General features: G+C 32.4%; 23 protein-coding genes and 1 pseudogene. 1 reads left to right on the top strand and 23 read right to left on the bottom strand.

The window, feature by feature from the left end:
- Positions 1-28: 28 nt before the first annotated feature.
- Positions 29-787, bottom strand: a complete 759-nt coding sequence (locus BUB80_RS04560) for an SMI1/KNR4 family protein (protein WP_073291354.1) — start codon at positions 785-787, stop codon at positions 29-31.
- A gap of 12 nt (positions 788-799) precedes the next feature.
- Positions 800-1,468, bottom strand: coding sequence for a DUF4272 domain-containing protein (locus BUB80_RS04555; RefSeq protein ID WP_073291352.1), 669 nt, complete (start codon positions 1,466-1,468; stop codon positions 800-802).
- A 165-nt stretch (positions 1,469-1,633) separates the two neighbouring features.
- Here BUB80_RS04555 and BUB80_RS04550 point away from each other — a divergent pair, with 165 nt between their 5' ends.
- Entirely contained in the window at positions 1,634-3,172 is a 1,539-nt protein-coding gene (locus BUB80_RS04550) for a T9SS type A sorting domain-containing protein (protein WP_073291350.1), read from the top strand.
- 117 nt (positions 3,173-3,289) lie between these two features.
- On the opposite strand, the pseudogene BUB80_RS04545 reads toward BUB80_RS04550, so the two are convergent.
- The 21 genes and pseudogenes from BUB80_RS04545 to BUB80_RS04445 form a co-directional block, all read right to left on the bottom strand.
- Positions 3,290-3,754 (bottom strand): annotated as a pseudogene (locus BUB80_RS04545) (thrombospondin type 3 repeat-containing protein); the annotation flags it as partial.
- 66 nt (positions 3,755-3,820) lie between these two features.
- Entirely contained in the window at positions 3,821-4,381 is a 561-nt protein-coding gene (locus BUB80_RS04540; RefSeq protein ID WP_073291348.1) for an SHOCT domain-containing protein, read from the bottom strand.
- Between the two features lie 102 nt (positions 4,382-4,483).
- Positions 4,484-5,092 (bottom strand): hypothetical protein, encoded by a 609-nt coding sequence (locus tag BUB80_RS04535; RefSeq protein ID WP_073291347.1) that lies wholly within the window; start codon positions 5,090-5,092, stop codon positions 4,484-4,486.
- Positions 5,093-5,097: 5 nt separating this feature from the next.
- Positions 5,098-5,883 carry a hypothetical protein gene (locus BUB80_RS04530; RefSeq protein ID WP_073291345.1) on the bottom strand — a complete coding sequence of 262 codons (786 nt, stop codon included), beginning with the start codon at positions 5,881-5,883 and terminating at the stop codon, positions 5,098-5,100.
- A 328-nt stretch (positions 5,884-6,211) separates the two neighbouring features.
- On the bottom strand, positions 6,212-7,066 hold the full coding sequence (locus BUB80_RS04525) for a sialate O-acetylesterase (RefSeq protein WP_073291344.1): 855 nt from the start codon (positions 7,064-7,066) through the stop codon (positions 6,212-6,214).
- A 22-nt stretch (positions 7,067-7,088) separates the two neighbouring features.
- Positions 7,089-7,700, bottom strand: coding sequence for a TetR/AcrR family transcriptional regulator (locus BUB80_RS04520; RefSeq protein ID WP_073291342.1), 612 nt, complete (start codon positions 7,698-7,700; stop codon positions 7,089-7,091).
- 156 nt (positions 7,701-7,856) lie between these two features.
- Positions 7,857-8,627, bottom strand: a complete 771-nt coding sequence (locus BUB80_RS04515) for a hypothetical protein (protein ID WP_073291340.1) — start codon at positions 8,625-8,627, stop codon at positions 7,857-7,859.
- A 43-nt stretch (positions 8,628-8,670) separates the two neighbouring features.
- Entirely contained in the window at positions 8,671-9,045 is a 375-nt protein-coding gene (locus BUB80_RS04510) for a VOC family protein (RefSeq protein ID WP_073291338.1), read from the bottom strand.
- Between the two features lie 80 nt (positions 9,046-9,125).
- On the bottom strand, positions 9,126-9,788 hold the full coding sequence (locus BUB80_RS04505) for a DUF2461 domain-containing protein (RefSeq protein ID WP_073291336.1): 663 nt from the start codon (positions 9,786-9,788) through the stop codon (positions 9,126-9,128).
- 57 nt (positions 9,789-9,845) lie between these two features.
- Positions 9,846-10,334 carry a GDYXXLXY domain-containing protein gene (locus BUB80_RS04500; RefSeq protein WP_073291334.1) on the bottom strand — a complete coding sequence of 163 codons (489 nt, stop codon included), beginning with the start codon at positions 10,332-10,334 and terminating at the stop codon, positions 9,846-9,848.
- Positions 10,321-11,394: a DUF4401 domain-containing protein gene (locus tag BUB80_RS04495; protein ID WP_073291333.1), complete on the bottom strand. Its 1,074-nt coding sequence runs from the start codon at positions 11,392-11,394 to the stop codon at positions 10,321-10,323. Before BUB80_RS04495 ends, BUB80_RS04500 begins: the two co-directional genes overlap by 14 nt.
- On the bottom strand, positions 11,384-12,337 hold the full coding sequence (locus BUB80_RS04490) for a DUF2157 domain-containing protein (protein ID WP_073291331.1): 954 nt from the start codon (positions 12,335-12,337) through the stop codon (positions 11,384-11,386). Before BUB80_RS04490 ends, BUB80_RS04495 begins: the two co-directional genes overlap by 11 nt.
- A gap of 258 nt (positions 12,338-12,595) precedes the next feature.
- A complete protein-coding gene (locus tag BUB80_RS04485) occupies positions 12,596-13,468 on the bottom strand; it encodes an aldo/keto reductase (RefSeq protein ID WP_073291329.1) in 873 nt (290 codons plus the stop codon).
- Between the two features lie 61 nt (positions 13,469-13,529).
- Positions 13,530-14,120 carry a hypothetical protein gene (locus BUB80_RS04480; RefSeq protein WP_073291328.1) on the bottom strand — a complete coding sequence of 197 codons (591 nt, stop codon included), beginning with the start codon at positions 14,118-14,120 and terminating at the stop codon, positions 13,530-13,532.
- A gap of 416 nt (positions 14,121-14,536) precedes the next feature.
- A complete protein-coding gene (locus BUB80_RS04475) occupies positions 14,537-15,286 on the bottom strand; it encodes an SDR family oxidoreductase (protein ID WP_073291326.1) in 750 nt (249 codons plus the stop codon).
- A 105-nt stretch (positions 15,287-15,391) separates the two neighbouring features.
- Positions 15,392-15,979, bottom strand: coding sequence for a Crp/Fnr family transcriptional regulator (locus BUB80_RS04470; protein ID WP_228433687.1), 588 nt, complete (start codon positions 15,977-15,979; stop codon positions 15,392-15,394).
- 211 nt (positions 15,980-16,190) lie between these two features.
- Complete coding sequence (locus BUB80_RS04465) at positions 16,191-16,910, bottom strand: hypothetical protein (RefSeq protein WP_073291324.1); 720 nt, start codon at positions 16,908-16,910, stop codon at positions 16,191-16,193.
- An 82-nt stretch (positions 16,911-16,992) separates the two neighbouring features.
- Positions 16,993-17,661, bottom strand: coding sequence for a hypothetical protein (locus BUB80_RS04460; protein WP_139262531.1), 669 nt, complete (start codon positions 17,659-17,661; stop codon positions 16,993-16,995).
- Positions 17,662-17,679: 18 nt separating this feature from the next.
- Positions 17,680-17,982, bottom strand: coding sequence for a hypothetical protein (locus BUB80_RS04455; protein ID WP_073291320.1), 303 nt, complete (start codon positions 17,980-17,982; stop codon positions 17,680-17,682).
- 25 nt (positions 17,983-18,007) lie between these two features.
- Positions 18,008-19,180, bottom strand: a complete 1,173-nt coding sequence (locus BUB80_RS04450) for a T9SS C-terminal target domain-containing protein (protein WP_139262529.1) — start codon at positions 19,178-19,180, stop codon at positions 18,008-18,010.
- Positions 19,181-19,488: 308 nt separating this feature from the next.
- Entirely contained in the window at positions 19,489-21,186 is a 1,698-nt protein-coding gene (locus BUB80_RS04445) for an ATP-dependent nuclease (protein WP_073291317.1), read from the bottom strand.
- Between the last annotated feature and the right edge of the window lie 62 nt (positions 21,187-21,248).

Here is a 21,248-nt window from a genome sequence, read left to right as displayed (position 1 = left end):
TATTGGTTTTATAAGTTGCTTAAAGAATTTAAGATTCGTATTCTTTTAAATAAGTTACCATTTTTTTCTCCACAAAATCGGTGAATGAATTTGCTATTTTTATAGCTTTAGGAGGTTGGTTTTCGTGGGCGAAAATATAGATGCTTTGATTTTCCAAATTAAACAATAATTGATCTCCATCACCATACAACCAAAATTCACCTAGGATCAGATATTGTTTCTTTTGAATCGTTTCGGTGGTTAATTCTTTAAAATCAATGTCTATCCCTTCAAGCCGTAAGGTTGATACATTTTGATACCATGTTGCGAGATCTTCAGGAAGTTGTATGGAAAGTTCTTTCTCTGTATTTTGAATAGCCTCCTGTTTTTCGCCTGCTTCAATAACATCGGAATTACTATAAGATTTGGTTAATTGTTTGAAAAATTTGGGATAATTATCTTTTAAATATCCGAATTTATTCTCCACCTCCTTCTGGAGTAATTTTTCTTTTTGTTTCTCTGCTTTACAGAAATCATCAAATTCTTTTTCCCATCCTTTTTTATAGAGATCAGATAAAGAGACTTTTATTTCTTTAGATGTGAGCCAGTCAAAAGCTGCCAGTTGTCCGATGTATAAATTCCTGACCCCACTGAAACTGTCTTTAGGTTTTATTTTAAGAAAGGCCGTTCTCCCACATATTTTTTCTACGGAATCTTTATGGGTAGTAAACCAGCTTATCCATTCCTCGGCAACGAGTTTTCCTTCAGACAGGTTGATGAATTGGTCAATAAGTTCTTGCTGTGTCATCTCTGAAATAGATTAAGTATCACAAGAAACATCATCCCATTCCTGCCCCATATAATTCACAAGCCAATTGAGTGCATACTGTCTTTCATATAGAATTCCTGAATCTATGGTTGTCATCTCCAAATTGTTTAATCGGGCATCCACACAAGCCCAATGATATCTGTAATAAAGATCATTCGTATCTAGTATTTCAGCTTTTGAACGAAGTTGATTGTTGGTTTTGATAAACTCATTCGGATCGTTATCTCCACCAATAGGATATTTGTCAAGAGCAATATCATTTAAATCACATAATTCATTCGGAAAAGGAATATTTTCGACAAGCTGTAGTGCCCAGAGTAAAACCCAGATGCATTCAGATTTCCAGGTTTCCTGAAATTTTTTGTCTTCGGTAGGATTTTGTAGAAAGTCTTTTTCATCAGATGTTGTATGTTCCCAAAGATTGCACTCTTCAAGATAGCTGATGGCTTCTTCCGAATCTATACTGTCAAAAGAAACTAAGTTGGTAATAGACAAGATTGCCGCTCTTGTTGCAACTTCTTTAGGAGTTCGAAGGGTCGTTTCCTCTTCCGACTCAATGTAAGGAAGATTAACATTGATTTTGATACCTTCTTTTTTGAGAATTTCGTGAGTCTTTTCTTTTCTGGAAAGTTCTTCCTTATTTTTCAGAATGTCTGTCATATAATGGATTTAAAGTGGTGGACCAATTTACAAAAAGCCAATTGAAAGAGAATGTGTTTCTTTGAAGAATATGAAAAATCACTTATGTCAAAGTAAATAGGTGTGCTATTTAAAAGGCAAGGGTTGTATATTTGCAGCATTTTAAGAAATTCAAAATATTATATAATGAGAAAAATTTATTTTTTACTATTCTTGATTTTAATACATTTTTTTAATGCACAAAGCATTACGTTAGATTCGTCATTTGGAACAGGTGGTTATTCTAATTATGATAATTATTACGAAACTTCAGATGCTGTAATGCTTCCCGATGGTCAATTTATTACTGCAACTTCAACAGGTTCCATCACCATTAGAAAAGTAAATCAAAATGGGAACATAGATCTTGCTTTTGGTACGAAAAACCATGATATGGGGGCTAATTCATTGGAAAAAAGCGAAGCGGTAAAAAAAATTGTTTTGCATAATGATAAAATAATTATTTATGGAAGAGTGAATGCTACTCCTACTCATAGTTTATACGATTTATTTATTACAAGAATTAATCTTGACGGAACTCTGGATCCCAGTTTTGGGACAAATGGATTTACCACCCAATCAGTGGGTCAAAATGGATCAGTATATGATATGGTAGTTGATAATAATGGCAATAGCTATCTGTATGCGTATAATGCTGGGTATTATCTAACAAAAATTAATTCCAACGGAATGGTTGATACTAGTTTTGGTACCAATGGGAAATTATCATTACCTTCTTTCACATTGTATAAGTTCTATATTCAGAATGATGGGAAATTAGTAATGGCTGGATCCAGAGTTAATCCATTAACAAGCATGCAAGAGTCTTATATAGAAAGAAGATTTCCTGACGGAGCGTATGATTCAACATTCGGTAATAGCGGAACTTTATTGATGCCTAATAATCAAGGGAGTAGAATTAAAAGTTTTGAATATAATTATTCAGACAATTCTATTTTAATTTTGCATCAGTCTTCTTCTTCCTCTGATACTTTCTTTTTGTCAAAAATCCAAATTTCAGACGGGGCAATGATCTCCAATTTTGCCAATAACGGAAGAACGTCTAATTATTTCTTTTTGACTGCAAATCAATTGGATTTGAGCCAGATAACGGTATTGCCTAATTCAAAAATAGTAGTAATGGGGAGTATAACTAATTTATTCAACGGAACTGCCAATTTTTTACAACAATTATTTGTAACGAGATTTAATCCCAATGGAAGTATAGATTATACCATTTCAAATACTGGATTTCAGGTATTTATGGCTACTCCTCCAAATACTTCAATGAGAGCTGATTTTATTAAAAAACTATTTAATCTAAATAATGGTTCACTTGTTCTTTCATATAGTGGTGATAGTGTGACATATGGTAGCAAGTCCTATTTGTCTAAGTTTATTGATTCCTCATATTTAGGTACGGATTCTGTATCAAATAAAGATCAAAATAATATATTGACACTTTATCCAAACCCTGCAGGTAATAGTATTACCATCCAAAACGGGAAGTCTGATAATGAAACTTTTAACTTTAAAATTTTTGATTTATCGGGTAAAATTGTTCAAACTGGATCTTCAAGATTTAACGACCACATAGATATTCGAAACCTTATAAAAGGAAATTATATCATTCAGGTTGAAACTAAAAAAGGAAATCAACATTCTGTAAAATTAATAAAGAATTAAACGATTTCTGTAATAGGCATCGATTCAATAAAAAATGACTTCTGTCGATAGTACAGAAGTCATTTTTTTTCATAATATTTAAATATTTTTCTTTGGGACTACATGTAATATTTGTATAGGGCGTGGGCATCCGTTATATTCTGATATTCCTTCTTTATTAGGACAGTGATCATCTTTATCAGGAATTCCGTCATTGTCTTGATCTGGCCATGGACAGCCATTATTTTCAATATTGCCAGCTATATCTGGGCATTGATCATCAATATCTCTTAGTCCGTCACCATCCTTGTCAGGCCAAGGGCAGCCATTATTTTCAATAGGTCCAGCTACCTCTATACATTTATCATCTTTATCTGGAATATTATCTCCATCTGTATCAGGACAACCTTGGAATATATGTAATCCAGGAATGTCAGGGCACTTATCCTCTTTATCTATAATACCATCTTTGTCTGTATCTGTTTTACATATTTTTCGTGAATATGTTTCTCTACATTTTTCGAATGTTTCTTTTTTAGTGATATTTTGGGCATTTATATAAAGTAGGGCTAAGAAAAATAGCAGTGATGATATTTTTTTCATTCAAAAGTTGGTTATTTTAATGTAAAAATAAAAAATGCTCCATAGAATAGAGCATTTGTGTGTTGATTATTTTTCATCCATGATTTTATCTTTTTCCTTTTGGAATTCTTCATCTGATAAAACTCCCGCATCTTTCAGTTCTTTTATCTTCTTCAGTTTATCATATTTTGTTTCAGAATTTTGAATCTGAGATTTTTCTTTGGGCATGAACTCATCAGGAATAATAATTTCACCATATTTTATGGCGTTTTCAATGTCCATTTCATAGTTGATCAATCCACTTCCGATTTTTACATAATATACGTATCCATTCTTTTTATTTCCTCTGGGCATTACTTTTTTCACCTTAAAAGTGAGTCCTGAATTACTTCTTCTGAAAGAGTTAGCCTGATTGGCAAGACCTTGATAACCTGTTGTAGAACTGTAATTGAATAGGGAAGAGGCATTGGTTCGGATAAACTTAAAATCACCATCGTTCATAGAACCGGTTCCTATTTTCAAATCTAAACCTTCATATACTTTAAAACCTGTTGAGGTCGTTAAGGTGTCATTTTCAAATTTTGGAAGGGTTTGAGAAAGTGAAATTCCAAAAATAAAGAGTGTAAAAGCCAATAGTAGTTTTTTCATTGTTTTATATTTAATTATCTAAAAATTGAGAATCAAAAGTAAAACGAATTGTTTTGATGACCTTACGGGAACCCTTTTGCAGAAGTGCTTTTAGGAACAATATTAATAAAACTGCTGTATTGTTTCAACTACTTTGGTTTCTGGATTTAGAAATAAGTAAATACTTCCGTTATCATGGAAAAACTCACAATCTTTAATATCTACTTGAGTCAGAAAAAATAAAGGCTTGCCATTTTGTATCGGCCACTGCGGATTTTGTATCCACTTTGGAGGTTTAGATTGAAACTTAAAAAGTTCTGAATATCGATTTTTAATCAATTGCTTTTGTTCTGTTTTTGATAGCGTTTTATCTGAAGGTAAAATATATTTCTCAATAAATTCAGAGTCGGCATCAATGTATTTTGGACTTAGCATTGATATTAAATTATACTCTTCTGCATATTTATTTGAAGGCGTTACTTCAATTCCTGACTTTTTAAAAAAGAGTTCTATGGTACCTTGAGCATTTAATATGCCTGTCGGACTATTGTAATCTTGCTCGGCTAAATATAAGAATACGGTTGTGCCTTCAAGGTAGGTTCCTTTCCAGTTGATAACCGATGATGAAAGAAATGTTTCAAGAATTGGATTGGTGAAAAGTTGTTCTTCAAATTCTTCTGGGGAAAGGTTTCCTTCAATAAATTGAGTGAGGATCTGTATTTCTTTTGCCATAGATTTTATTTCTTTTCAATAACAATGTTTTTGAGTTCAAAAGGAATTCTCTGAATAGATTTTTCATTTTCTATCATCAGTTCAATTCGGATTTGGTCTTTTTCGGTTGGAGTCATTCCTTTTTTTAGTTTAATAAATTTGTAGGTGATTCCGGTTTTTTTATCACCTATTGATAAATTGTTGTAGCCGGGATCAGGATTGTCATTGATGAAATAGATCAATTTTTGTTTATCATTATATCGATAAGCGTAGATGAGGTCGTAGGATTTGAAATCAATTTTTTTATACTCTTCGTCATCACTTATTGTATAGCTAAAGTCTGGAAAAATTTTATTAATTGTGGTGGAATCTACAATGCTAAAATAAAGTTCAGGATTTTTTGCGTTTATTTTTTTATCCACAAGATTGGTATTTCGCTTTATTTCATTGAGGGTGCCCAAATCAAAATAGGAGTCATTGTCTTTTGAGGGCTTAAAATATTTCATGACCCCTTTTATATCTACGGTCTTAAATTGATGAGCCGGAATGTAATAGCGTTTTACCTTAGTATCTCCATTATTATAGTTGTAATTAATTGGATATTCTTTATTTTCTTTAAGTACTTTCTGGGTATTATCAGTAACCGTTAAGGTGTCAAAATTAATCAGATCAAATTTACTGGATGGCTTGTCTATATATAAATTGATTTCAATAAAATCATCATATTGATTAGCATAAGAAAGCTCTATTTTATGTTGGGCGAAAAACTGAATATAAGCAAATACGAAAGTTAATAGAAATATTTTATTCATTATTATAGATCTTGATGTAAGGTGTGTTTAAAGGTCGTTAAATTAATGAATATAAAATAGGAAACTTTGTAAGTGAAATACTTGGAAGTTTTTAGTGTTTATTAAAGTTATCCACAATTGGAAGTAATTCTATAGAATTGTGGATAACTTTTTTGTTGTGTCAAAATGTTCTATTTAGTTAATGATATTATGTGTTTTATTTAACTAGGATAGATAATTCTGTATTTATAATGGATATTGAATTGTTAGTAACTTGTTAATAAAAATTTATAGGGTATTGATAAGATGTTAGTAAAATGTTGGTTATTTTAATTGCGATATAGTTCCTTTATGATCCTTTATTAATTTCTGCAAACTGATTCTGAAATTCATCTGCACTTATCGTTCCCATAGCAAATTGATATTGAAGCAGTTCGGATTTTTCGTTTTTGGTTAAAGGACGGTTATTAATTTGTTCTATGATTTTATCTTCATCCTTCACTGTTCCGAGGATATGAGCTTTTTGCTGAAATGCTTTAAAATATCTGATCCCAAATTTTCTCTGAGAAACTGCATCAAAATGAATGTTGTCCGGATTAGCTGTTAAAGCTTCAGCAGAAGCAAAGTAGCAGTTATCATGATTTTGGGCAAATTCTAACAATACTTTACTGACTTCATGATGTTCATTAAAATATTGACCATACATTCCGTATTGTAAAAAATCACCCAATCCACCAACGATCAGAGGAATATGCGGGACATGAAGTTCTTCTCTCAAAGTTTTTATAAGTAAGGCAAACTTTTCTATGTAGGATTGATGCTTTTTCCCATTGCTGTCATTTTCTCCCTGATGCCACAGAATTCCGCTTAGTGTACTTATTTTTTGTGCCGCTTTTGCTTGAAAAACAGCATTATGAAATAACGGACCTTCAATACTCCAATCGTCTAAGCTTGTTCCGCCATCAGCACACGGAATTAAGGCAATATCGTCTTCCTGATTATGGAACAAACGCCATGAAGAAGCGAAAGATGCTGCCAGACTAATTCCAGAAGTAGATCGGTCACAATTAATGGGTTCCGACATTGTTTGCCATCTTCCGTTTCTCAGCATTTTTATCTTTTCGTCATGAATAGGGGAAACTTCCTGTAGAAAGCCACGACCAGCCATATTAGATTGGCCGATCATTAAAAATGAATGTATCATTGTATTACGTATTATTCTATTTTTACTTTTTTAATGCCTTACAAACCTTGGCGAAGGTGCTCCATAGTATTTCATCGGTTAAAACAAAAGGAAGTCCGTTTACATTTTTTCCCTGTTGATGAAAACGTAATAACGTATTTAAGGGAGCGAACGCAATGGACCAGTAAATTTCAAATGGGGTTTCTTCTATTTCTCCACGTTGTACGGTATTGGAAATAAATTCTAAAAGATTATTCTTGAATTCACTCATAAACAATCCCGGTTTTTCATTAAACATTTTTACAAATTGCTGACTGTAATGAGAATTATTAATTTGCTCAAAGAAAGGCATCAGTAGTGGATTTTTGATGGCATAATGATATCTGTTGGTCCATTGCACGCGAAGTCCTTCTTCCAATGAAGAGTTTGGATCGAATCCTTCATTAATGAGCGCTTCCATTTTGTTTCCTTCTTCAATAACCAGTTGAACAATAAGGTCATCCTTGTCTTTATAATATACATAAGGAGTGCCGACAGAAATATTACAGGCTTTTGCTAATTTATTGATAGTAAATCCATCCAATCCATCTTTTACAATGATTTCAATGGCCTTTTGTTTTATTATATTTTCTTTGTGTGGATCTCTATTTCGCATATTCGATTTATTACGAGTGGTTTATAATTAAATGAATATTCATTTAATTATAATTGCAAATGTATATTATTTTTGAATACGTACAAAGAAAGTGGGTGTTAAAATATTTTAATAGAAATAATTATGAAACTTCTGAGGCAGTAAAGATCAGATATTTTAATAATCTACAATGATGAAATCTGGGTTTTGGGACACGAAAAAATATCCATCAATATGATCTTCAGTAGGAGGTTGTGCATATTCTTTTTTTAATTGAGCCATTTCTTTTTTTGACATTTTTTTAATGTTTTCTGGTGATAGCTCTGATTTTTTTTCGGCTTCCCAATTTTTAAGATAATTTTTCAGCTCAATTTTGTAGTCTTCTGATTTTTTGTATTCTCTGAATTGAGTAAATCTGAACTTCATAAATTCATCTTTATTTAATTCTTTTTCCTTCACGACGTTGTCTTTATTGATGGTCATTAATTTATACTGAGTAAATAAATATGAATATCCAAAATTTGCAGTTTCTATTAAATCACCAGTGGGTATGACCAGTATTCCGGAATAATCAAGAACTATTTTTTGATCTCCAAAAAGCTGCTTGTATACAGAAATATAGTCTTCGTTTTCTGAATTGAGATCCTGAATTTTAATATCAACAACACTCAAAATATTTTTTTCAATGGTAAATGTTGCAATATAATCACGAGAGTTTGAGGTAGAAAAAGAGAGCATTCTTTCTCCATTGCGATATTTTTGGAATTCGGAAAGTTTGGGCCCGTAGATGGGATGATATTCTGGATGGTTCTGAAAATATTTTTCCAAAGGATTATTTAGCAAATCATACTCCTTGTTGTTAATAATAATTTTATCAGGCTCCTGACCTGTCGCAAAAATTTTTAAGATCGAAAAAGTGAATAGAAGAATGACTATTTTGAACCTCATTGGATACTTTATTTTTTCATTGATTTGCTATGATCAATCGGTATTATTTTCTACTTTTTAATTGAAAAACATTTCCTTCAGGATCGGTTCCGTCGCACAGCCAAAAATCGTAATTGTCGAATGTTTTGATCTCTCTCATCTGAATATTTTTTGACAGGAATTCGTTTCTTGCCAATTCTATATCTACATCAATGGTAAAAACAATTTTTGTATTATTATCGAAGGTATGACCAGCTTCTATTTTATCCAAATACTGATCTCCAATTTTATGAAAGCCAATATGTACGTTTCCTGCATTTAAAAGAACCCAAATAGAATCTTCTTCAATCACTTTTAGATTAAAGTTTTCAACATAGAAATTTTTAAGTAACTCAACGTTTTTAACGTAAAGAATTAGGGTGTCAAATGTTGCATTCATTGGTTTATTTTAAGGAGCATAAATATAACAAAAAGCTATTCTCAAAATCGAAAAGTTTTTGATAACAGGCTATCTTAATTTTAAAACAAAGACTCTCCATTTAAATCGGTTGTCAGTACTTCACTCATATAATCAAAAAAAGGACGCATTGCTAATAAGGTAAGAACTACTTCCTTTTGAAAACTTTCGGATAAAACTTCCTTATCAGTAAATTTTCTCATGACTACATATTGCTTTTTTCGGATTAAATCTATAGCAGGATGATTTTTATCAAAACCTCGGGGAGCCGTTTTTACAGCATCACCTTCAATGTTTCCGAAGTATTGTATGAAAGTCTCGTTGGATATGATTTTATCTATTGCTGTTGTATTGAGTTCAAATTCTTTTCGGATGCGGAGTAAATCTTTGGTGTCAGGACCCCAAAATCCTCCTCCCACAAAACTATTGTTGGGTTCTAGCTGAATATAATATCCACCTCTTAACATTGGTTTTGAACGGGAATATCCAACTCCGAAATTGGTTTTATAAGGCGTAGACTGATCTTTGGAAAAACGAAGATCTCTGTAAATTCTGAAGATATGAATCCCTTTTAAATGATCGTATTCCTGAAGTTCGGTGTAAATTTTGTTGAAAAAAACTTTGTTTTCTTTGACAATCGAATCGTATTCTGCCTTATGCTGAGCAAACCATTCCCGATTGTTGTTTTCTTTTAAATTGTTAAGGAATTCAAAGGCTTTTTTCATGTTACTGTGTGCATATTAAAAGTTAAAAATATAAAATAAATTGGGGATGATGCTCTTTTACTTTATATTTTTCAATTGATCATCATAAAGACCAACTAACAGACTGTTTCCGTTTTGATCAATTCTTACCCCACCATATCTAGCGTTTTCATACTTTTTGGCTTGCCCTTCCTGAAAAAAGAAAGATTCTGCACCAATATTAACACTCCATTGGTCTGGTGATGTGTATTCAATAGCGTATTCACCTTTATTGAGAGGGGTTGTCTCTTTTTGAAATCTTACTTTATGGGCAACTCCATTATGATCAAGCTTAACGATGCAATATCCTCTTTTCGGAATATTTTGTGAATATCTGCCTTCTGATATTTCATACCGTAAATTCATGTAATCACCTTGCATTAAAGAACGCGGATCAACAGGAGCTAGCTTTAAAAGAACCAGTTGTCCTTCTCTCAGAAGCTCTTCTTTTTTTATTACGGAATAGTTGAAATACACCAACAAAATAATGAGATTCAATACTATAATAATCCACTTATATTTTTTCATTTGATGTCAGTTTTTTATGAGTTAATAAATAGAGTCCCAGAAATAATATACCGGATGAAAATAAAAGGATTGATTTGGTAAGTAATGTAAAATGAAGGTCATAATAATACTGTGAAACAAAATAAATGAATGCGATAATCCCAATCACCAAACTGGTCTTATAATTCACTAAAAAGCTCAACAGAATAATTAAGATAGCTCCAGAAATAGCAGGAGATAAAACAGTGGGGAGCAATACTAACATACTAACGATATAAATTCCTATTTTTTGTTTCATTTCAGAAATATGTAAAACTTGAAAAAGATGAGATAGCACATATAGAATGGCCAGAATAATAACGACGGATGGTACCCAAATATATTCTCTGGATTCCTCAATAAATTCGTGGTCTAGGAAAATGAAAACGAATGCTGCCAAAAATGAAATAACTAACCCGATACGAACTGGGTTGTATAATTTTGAATATACGGGATGCAGAGATATTATTTTTGCTTCTTTCACAAAGACGGCAGTGACAATCAGGGCAAGCAAAGAAAGATATACATGAATGAAATCCAAGTTTTTATTTAATGTGATCAGCGATATAATGGCCCCATTGATAATCAATACAGAAGCAAAAGCAATGATATAGCTCCGAGCAATTATTAATGAAACCGCTGCAATCAAAATACAAATAAGGCTTACTGTGTTTTCGGTCATTTCCATCTTAAACAAAGCGAGTGTTAAAATGATAAACCCAATGGTATAAGATGAAACACTTACAGTATCAAAAATGGTTGTATTATATATTTTGTTGATGAACATTCCTCCCAAAATTAGAAGGGTGCCCAATATGAATAAAGCCGCGGTAGAGTCATATAATCCTGTGATAAAAAGGAAACCTACAAAAGCAAGACTCGCTAAAGCACCACCAAAAATAGACAGGATTTTTACTGCTAAAGATTGATGGTCATCATTTTTTTGATAAGCGGAAAAGATGGTTTTTTCATCAAATGTCACGTCTTTATTTTCTGTCTGAAAGTGGTTCAAAAGTTCTTTTATTTCTTCTTTATTTCTCATTCTTCCATTTTTTTTGAAGGTTAACTAATTTCATAATGACCAACGTAACACTTACAATGATAAAAAGGCTTACTGGTAAAAGCATCTCTGCTCCTTCAGATTTTTTGAGGATTGAGGCTGAAATCATGATAATAATACTCAATGGAATCACAGAAAGATAAAATCCGCTTTTTGATTTGATTCCATACCAGATTCCGAGACCATACATTAATATAACAATTAAAGCTAAAACAGGAAATATAGATTGATCTTCATCAAGAAGCCCGAAACTCACTCCCGCAGTCGCAAAGGTAACAGAGCCTAATGCCAAAATATAGGTAAACCATTTGGGGACGTTTTCAATTTTTTTATCCATTTCCAGAAAAATGAAAATAAGAAGTATTGCTGTATTGAATAGAAAAAGTAACGTAATGATCAATATAGGGGGCCAATCTTTGACAACTTGCTCTGTATATAAAATAAATGTGGTGTTGATTAAAACAATATACAATAACCACAACGGGGCAAAGTTGGAAACAACCACCCATAAGGTGATAAAAAGGGTCCAGGCTAAAAAGAAATCATAGGCATTGGCGCCTGTCTGATAAATTTGTCCGAATACCGCAAATAAAACCCCGACCAAAAAAGATGAACCTGTGAGGATAATATTTCGGGTGCTGCTTTTTATTTTTGGGAGTAAAACAACGACGGTAGTTACAATGATGAGCATTTCTGTTAATCTGAGTTTAGCAAATTTGTTCAGATCTGCCCAATTATACGCAAAAAAGAAAATAATTCCCGCAGTAGTAAACCCAATACCAAGAGTGATAAAGAACAGTCGAAGGAATTTTTTCCACATTTCTTTATCATTGTAAACATTTTCTTTCAGTACTCTTTCAATTGCCTGCTCTGTCAGATTGCTGTGGCGGCTTATTATGTGAATATCTTCTCGCTGGATTTTCATGGTGGTGTTTTTCTTAATTCTACCGGGTTGAAAATATTTGTTTCGTTCGGTTTCAAGAGAACTAAACTACACAAAATAAGTGGAATGAATATAGTTGTTTTTTTTGAATGTTGCTTTTCAGTTTAAAAACCCACAAAGGCTAGCACGAGCGTCCTTACTATTGTGTGATTAAGACACAAGCTTGAAAACTTGGACTAGCTGATAGCTAAATATAAAATTGACAAATTATATTTCTCAATAATTTAAAAAAGATCAAAATTACGGAACCGGAACCCCTGCACTTTCTGACCACAACGCAAACCAATCTTGCAATTCCATATTGACTGTTGTTGCTTTCATTAGATTAGCCAATCTTGATGGATCAGCGGTACCACAAACGGGTAAAATTCCGGCTGGGTGTTTTAAGATCCATGCCAGAAGAATAATATCAGCGGGAACGTCATATTTTGTAGAAAAATTGGCAATCATCTTTTTTAAACGTTGAGTCTGATCATTGTCTTCTTTAAAAACAGTTCCTAGCGGTGACCAACACATCGGTGTGATACCACGAGTCTGCATATGATCTAAACTTCCGTTAGTCATCGCTTCAAAATCGGTAATAGAAAAACTGATTTGGTTATAATTAATTTTGGTTTTTGTCTCGATTAAATCCGTTTGCAAAGGCGTAAAATTGGAAACTCCAAAATCTTTAATTTTTCCTTCTTGTTTTAGTTTGGTAATGGCTTCTGCAATTTCATCAGCTCTCATTAACGGGCTTGGACGATGCAGCAACAGTAAATCTAAATAATCTGTTTGAAGGTTTTTTAATGACTGTTCTACTGACCAAATAATATAGGAAGTAGAATAATCATAATGCTTTACGGAGTTATTTCTTTTACCAGATTCCATTTGAATGCCGCACTTAGAAATAAACTGTATTTTGCTACGGTCAATTTTACTTTCGTTGAAAGCTTTTCCAAAAGCAGCTTCTGTAGTGTAATCTCCATAAATATCTGCATGATCAAATGTTGTAATTTTATTTTCCAGGCAACAGTGCATCAATTCGATCATCTGTTGAGTGTTACAGTTTTTACCCCAAACTCCCCATGTCATGGTGCCGGCAATGATCTTTGAAAATGGTGTTGTATTCATGTTCATATTAAAATTAATAAAAAAGTAAACTTATGTAGCGAGCGTTTATCAGAATGTATTTTTAAATCTCCTTGGTAACAATAAATCCATGAGATTGTAAGTATTCATCCACATCCACATCAAAAGGAACGTCATAGCCATTATCTAGGTCAAACAATCCACCTCCGGCATCTGAAGATTCTAAAAATCCGATCATTTTAGACTGTGTTTTTTCTTTTGCATTTCTCCAGCAATTCATTAAAAAATCACTTTCCAGACCGAACTGATTTTCCCAATAATTAGCAAAATCCAATTGGTTGTCTTCATCAAGATACGCGGAATAATCAATATTATTTTCATCCAAAACCTTTTTGCAAAGCTCTTGAACATCAATATTGGAGTAGTCTTCAAATGAATGCTCTTTCAAATGCAGCTCTGCGATCTGAATTGTTTTATCAGGAGAATAATATTCATAATTAGGCAAAGCAAATAAAAAGCTTAAAGGACTTGAAGCATAATAATACAAACTGATGACTTCAATTTTTTTATCATCTTCTCTAAATTGATATTTTGAGTTTAAAACATCAACCAAGAAATTGGTCACTACTTTTTCTCTGGGAAGTAGAAAAGTATTTCTAAAGGCTTCATCAATTTTTGTTTCTATTTTCTTCATGTCTTATTTACTTTTTTGAGATGGTAAAAATAAAGAAAACTGTTATGTAAAATATAGAATGGTTCAATATATTTTGGAAAGGATTTTATTTTTGATTAAAAAGACAATGTACTGATGACGTGTTTTTCTAACGAAAAGCTTTAGCTTCATCAGCGACGAAGTCGAATCACTTTGCTCACTTAAAATAAAGCAAAATTATTCATCAACTTTGCGTTAATTTTTTTAATCAAAAAATAATTTTAAACATGACCTATTGAGTTTTTTCAATAAAAAAATACACCTGATAACCCAATGTATAGCAATTCCTGAGTAAAATTATCACAGGCTCTACATACGATAATCGAACTTCAAGGATACCTAATTATCCGTGAAGTTCGATTATGAAATTTTGAAAAGGATTTATTGTTAAGACTATTTTATAAGTCTCTTAAGCCGCCATCAATTAGGATTTCAGTACCTAGCATAAAAGCAGACTCGTCAGAAGCTAAATAAACTGCACCGCTTGCAATTTCATCCGGCGCGCCTAGTCTTTTTAAAGGAGTAAAGTTCCCCATAGCTGCTGCCATTGCTTCTGCTTCTTCACTCGTGTTAGTAACGGTGTTGAAAACAGGAGTGTCAATTGGTCCGGGCGATATGGTATTGACTCTAATTTTTCTATCTAATAAGTCAGCCGAGAAACTGCGCGCCAATGAACGAACTGCCGCCTTACTTGCCGAATAAGCTGAATGGTTAGGAATACCTTTTTCATTTACCGTAGAAGAAATCAATATAACGGAAGCCCCGTCATTCAATACAGGCAAAGCTTTTTGAACTGAAAAAAATGCCCCTTTAAAATTAATATCGCTTACGTTATCAAACATTTCTTCGGTAAAATCTGCTAATGGAGCCATGATGTAAACTCCGGCATTGACAACCAAGGTATCCACTTTACCCAATTGATTTTCTACTTCATTATAAATTCGTTCAAGGTCATTGAGATTAGAGCTGTCACCTTGAATAGCTATGCCCGATGTACCCAGTTCTTTGAGCGCTTCATCCAATGTTTTTTGACTGCGTCCTGTAATGGCTACTTTTGCCCCTTCTGCCACAAATCTTTTGGCTGTAGCTAACCCAATACCACTGCCACCACCCGTGATAACAGCAACTTTGTCTTTTAATTTTTGCATCTTATTTTTAATTTATGCAAACGGCTACTTCCGATTGCGATACAAAGGTCAGACAATAGGCTAAGGGAAAAAATGAAGTAGTTTAGGAAATTTGGTTGATGTAGTTCAACTTTTTTTAGCAACTCTTTTATTTCTTATGCGGGATAAAAATTCTGTGGTCATACCTAAATAGGATGCTAAAGCATATTGCGGAACTCGCTGGACAATTTGTGGATATTTACTGGCATAGTTTTCATATCGCTCTTCAGCGGACTGTGTTAAGTTTGAAATGATTCTTCGTTGGTGTGAAGCAAGCCCACGTTCTGCCATAATCCTGAAAAATGTTTCAAACTTATGATTTGATTTTTTTAAATCATGCTCCTTTTCATGGTCAATTTGTAAAACAATGGTATCTTCCAGGGCAACGATAAACATGGTAGCGGGTTGCTGAAAAATATAACTGTTGTAATCTGTAATCCACCAGTCGTCTATAGCAAAAGTAATCGTATGATTATGACCTTCATCCGTCACAACATATGCCATAAGGGTACCCTTTAAAACGTAGTATCTGTTTTTGGCTGTAAAATTGGGTTGGACAATAAATTGACGTTTTTTAATATTGACTTCTTTAAACGCATTACTTAGTTGCTCAGCTTCTTCGTCTGTCAGTTTTATAAGATTATTTGCGTATTCAATTATTTTGCTTGTCATCATCTATTGTCGGTATTTTGAAGTGGGATTATAGTTGATATATACCTGTTAGCGGCTTTACGAGTGCTCGTTTTTACGAATCTATTTCAAAGATATGTAAAATTCAGTGTAGTGAATTGGTATTTCAATTGTTATAGCCGATTTAATAATGATTTTCGAAACAAACAAAAAATGCTTGCAGTAATGTGGGGAAAGATTATATGATCTTAAACGATTATATTTTCTTTTTCGTCAAAGGCAATCGCATTAGGTTTTTATTGCCTTTTTTATTGGGATAAAATAGAGATTTTCCGTCGATTAAAAAGAAGTCATCTTTTATGATATCCTGATCCTCTTGAATATCTTCTATATCGAATTCAAAAAAATTGGAATCTTTACTGGTTCTTGTAAAAATAATATAATCATTCAAATGATAGGTCATGAATCCTATTTGAGAAAAATCTTTTTGAGAGATTTGCACTGAATTATCGTTATTAAGTATTTTCTGTTTACGTATGATGGGTGCCCAACCACATTGTCTTATAGAAGGGCTTTTGAGGATATTAATATAACGTCCTTTTTTATCAAAATATATCGTCGCCATTCTGAAATCCTGATTTTTTGAATGATCAGAATTTTCATTACTAGAGATGTAGTTAATCTTGATTGTTATAGAATCTGAATTAATTCTGGATTCTCTCATTTTTATTTTAGGAAATTGTTTCTTGATTTTTGGGTTTAATAAGACTTTATTTTGCGAAAGTTCCCAATTTCCGTAATACTTTTTTCCTAAGTAATTATATATAAATGTGGAGTCAGATTTAAGTTCAAGATAATCTCCTTTCGGATTAAATGTTTCCGTTATTTTTTCACCATAAATTCCTGAAACATCTTTATTTTGTGCGTAAAAAACTGACGTGACAAAAATTAAAATAATTAAAAATAGGTTTTTCATCGATGATTTTTTTTGGAGTAGGGTAGCGTGCATATTCTTTCATCATATTAATTTTTTTGCTTGCTTTTTAGTACTAAAACGTTTACTTTTTTTCATACTTTTTAATAAGCTCGTAATCATAGGGAATCATGATCGATAAATTTTTAGCTTCCCAAATATCGCCTTCAGAGGGTTGATAGAAATCGTAAGAATTATCTAGGAAATTATCACCATCGGGTGCTTCCTGCCAGTCTTTTTTATCTCTGTTGTAAAGTAGAATCATGCAGCTTACGCAATTGTAATTTCCTTCTGTATTTGGGTTTTCATAACATTGCCCTACTTTGATATTCAATTCCTGATTAATGATCACATCCGTGAGGCGACCTTGAGTTAATCTTATCAGAGCAGCTTGTGCATCTTCATCAGAAGGTTTATTTTTTGCGGGAACTAATTTTTCAAAATGCGCATTTTTTATTCTTTTTAACTCCTCTGTCTTTTCATTTCCCGTGAAAAAACCAATGTTATAGGGATGCAAATCTGTCACAGCAGCGGTAGCTACAGCAGTTTGAGCGGCTTCAGTAGGAGCATTTTCAAGATATTTCTCGTTTGTTTCATAATTTTTCCAGTCTTCTTTACTGTACGTTACATATTGCTGCATTTTATAAAGAAGATTTTCCCTTTCGTTGAGCCAGATAAAATTGCTTGCTATTAGAAATAATACAGTAAGTCCGAAAATGATTCCTGTCCATTTAAATATTTTTTTTGTGTTCATCATAGTTCATTTTAGTTTTTATTGAAGCTGTAGTCTTATCCAATTAAGGATAAAAAGTGAAAATAGGACTCCTGCAATATAGAACTGAATTTTATTGACCTTGCGGGCTCCAAATTTCCAGACACAAATTCTGTCCAGGATCATAATTATCACCACAGGAATTAATCCAAATAATGCATACATTCCGGCTAAACCATCTTGTGCAGAAACACTATTAAATGCAATAATAGAGAAAATAATTATGGCAAGAATAGATAATAAACCCAAAATGAAAAAGAAGGTAAGTTTGTTAGTGATTTTATTTGAAGCAGAGTTTTTCATAGTTTGGGTATTTTGCTAATGAAATCTATCTTATAATTTTAATCTGTTGTAAAAGTCCTTTCTCGTTTTTATATGTAAAAATATATGTTCCACGCGGTACTTTTGACAAATCTATATTTTTGTTGTAATAAGCAAAACTTTTTCCGACTTCTTTTCCATCCATTGTATAAACAGTGTATTCAAACTGATTGCTATTATTTTTATTGCTGATGACGAAACCGTCTCTTTGGGCATTCGTATAAACTTTTGATTTAAATACATCTTCATTGGCATTTTCATTGGAAAGTGCCCCTTCGCTAATATCCGCAACTTGAATGCTTTTAATGGCTGATTTGGTTAAAGACGTTGTACTTCCACCCATGATGTATAATTTATTGTTATAAATTTCTGCAGCAGCATGTCTTCGAGGGATCATATTGGATGATAACTGATTCAATTTATTGGTTTCTGTATCGAAATAGGCCAGAAAAGTTTGATTATTATAACCACCTGCAATAAAAATCTTATTACCGGATACCGCTAATGAATGACCTGATATTCCAAAAGGCATCGTATATTGCTCAGTCCAAAGATTTTTGTTGAGGTCGTAAACATTGACCAGACGGGATGATGTACCGTTAAAACCACCAATAACATACAACTTATCATTCACAATTTTACCCTTTGCTTCTCTGGCAGTAGGCATATTGGGTAATGGATTCCATGTATTTGTAGCAATATCATAGTATTGGAATCGGTTAGAAAATACGGTGGTTGCAGCACCGTTTAGCCCACTGCCGCCGAACACATATATTTTTCCATTATGGATAGCCGAACCTGCATTTCCTGTATAGGAATGATTAACAGCTCCCTTCGTTTTTTTATGAGTTTCAAGGTCTATAATTTCAAGATGGCTGTTTCCCCACCCGTTAAAAATATAAACTTTATTACCGTAAGTCTCCGAATTGGCGAATCTTTTAGGAACCAAAGTAGAATTGATTACACTCCAGCGGTTATCTTTAATACTGTATTTCTCAATAAAAGTAGCATTGCCATCCGAATCTTTATAACCATTGCTCACATAGATATTGTCACCTGCAATAGCACTGCTTATCGCTCCTCTTCTCACAGACATATCCGAAAGATGTTTAAAATTTAAGGTTTGTGCATTGGCTAAACATAAACCGAAAAGTGAAAGGAGTAATGATTTTGTTTTCAAGGGTGTGGAGGTTTGGGTTGACAAATATGTTTTAAATATAGGGAAAAGTGATGGAAATCGAAATCTAAGACATCGGATCTTAAATTTACTAATTCAGAATTTAAATTTTGTTGAATAAAGGTTGTTTTTTATACAAAAGCCACACGAAGGGATTCGTGCGGAAGCGGGGAAAAGAAATTTTGCATTTACTACATTAATAGATTTGGCTAGAGGTCTAAATGTAGCACCTAAAGATTTATTGAATTTTAAAATTGATTAGAAATCCTGACGAAAGTTGAGATTTAACCTCGCATTTTGCCGATACAATGTTAGGTAATGTTATTTTTTACTTTATTTATAGCAAGACCAACGAAGTCACGTAAATTATCGGGAGTTTGTCCTGCGAAAATAGAATCTAAAGCTTTTATTATCCATTTGTTTTTTCTTTTTGTTCCGACATCAATCCAACCTTCTAGTTCACCTACTGGAACAAGAAAAATATTTAACTCATTAAGTTCATGTATTAATGATATTACTGTTGTCTGAATAGATTCCTCAAAACCGTTGATGCCATTGCTTTTTGGGATACTCCATTTTGATGTCTCTTTTCGAATTCTGTTTATAGCTCCAATGGCTCCGCCAAGTCTATGTTCACCATTTTTTAGCTGTTCTTGAAATTCTATTATTTTTTCTTGAATATTTTTAAGTAATTCTTCTTCATTAGAATTGTTAATACTATCTGCAATTTCTCTTCTTTTAATTGTTAATGCTTCAGAAACTGTATTATTTGTAACGCTTAGAATAAGGTTTTTAAAATCTGTTTCATCATTTAATAAATCAATATCACAAATAACTCCAACGGGTATTTTTGTGTCTTTAAGTAGTTTTGCTACATCTTTTAAGGTTTGTTTATTATGTGAATGAACAAACAAAACCTCTTGATTATTGAATAAAAGAGTTGAAACTGACTGGTAAACAATTCTATCAGCATCAGCCTCACAAACTATTACACCTTTATGGAAAATTGCTTCAAGTATTCTTTGGCTTGATAACATTGGTGATTTTGAAAGATTCTCTGTTGCTTCAGAGGGAATGAGATTAAAAGAAGTATTATCATCAACTCTATTCAATCGGTATATATCTACTTTTTTATCACTTTGCAATAAACCACTTAAAAAATTTGAATTATGGGTTGAAATTAATAATTGACCAGTAAAATTATCAGAATTGTCAGCAATCCATTTTCCTAAAAATCTTGCTTGTGCTGGATGCAAAAAAGCCTCAGGTTCATCTAGTAAAATAATCCTATCTTTTGAAAACAACAAACTTAATATTATCCCTGCAAAACTACGAAATCCATCACCTTGATTATCTATTTTATTATATTTATTGAAAATTGGAAATGCTTTTCTTGGATCTTCTGGAATTTCTTCGAATTCTTTAGCTACTCGAAGACAAAAGTCTCTTAGTCCGCTGTAATCTAATTTTATGTCCATTTCAAAAGAATTATAAAATGCGTCCCTCAATAGTTTATCATTATTATTGTCGATATATAAATTTTGTAATAGGTTTGAAGGTTCTTCTTTTTCTGGATTAAATGATGTCGAGGTTTTTACAAGATTAAGCCTTGTTGATGAATCTAAAAATGAAACTTTAAATTTACTAATGTTTCCTAAAGTAAAATCAATATTTTTCTCTCTCTCGAGTTGTTGCTTCATAGATTCCCAATTAAACTCATATTGATCTTTTTGACTTAGATTATTTTTTATTCCTCTTACTACTTTATAGCCAATATTATTTGTACTATCAGTGACTTTGAGATTAAAAAATATATCTTCAAATTTTGTTGGTGTTTCAAAAGTAATTTTGTCAATCAAAATCTTTTGACTCATTTTTCCATTATCCATTGTTTGCTGAATATCTCTCAATGTTTGAGATTTTCCAACATTATTTGGACCTACTAATACTGAAATTTTTCCAATATTTATTTCAGACTTATTTTTTAAAGTTATAGATTTTATTATCACGGGAGTTTATTTATAATGTTGCCTAACATACAAATTTACGCATTACGTCAATATAAAAAATA

The organism is Chryseobacterium polytrichastri, assembly GCF_900142445.1.
Classification (GTDB): domain Bacteria; phylum Bacteroidota; class Bacteroidia; order Flavobacteriales; family Weeksellaceae; genus Chryseobacterium; species Chryseobacterium polytrichastri.
The sequence above is the reverse complement of the archived record's forward strand: the minus strand, read 5'-3'. Positions and strand labels throughout refer to the sequence as shown.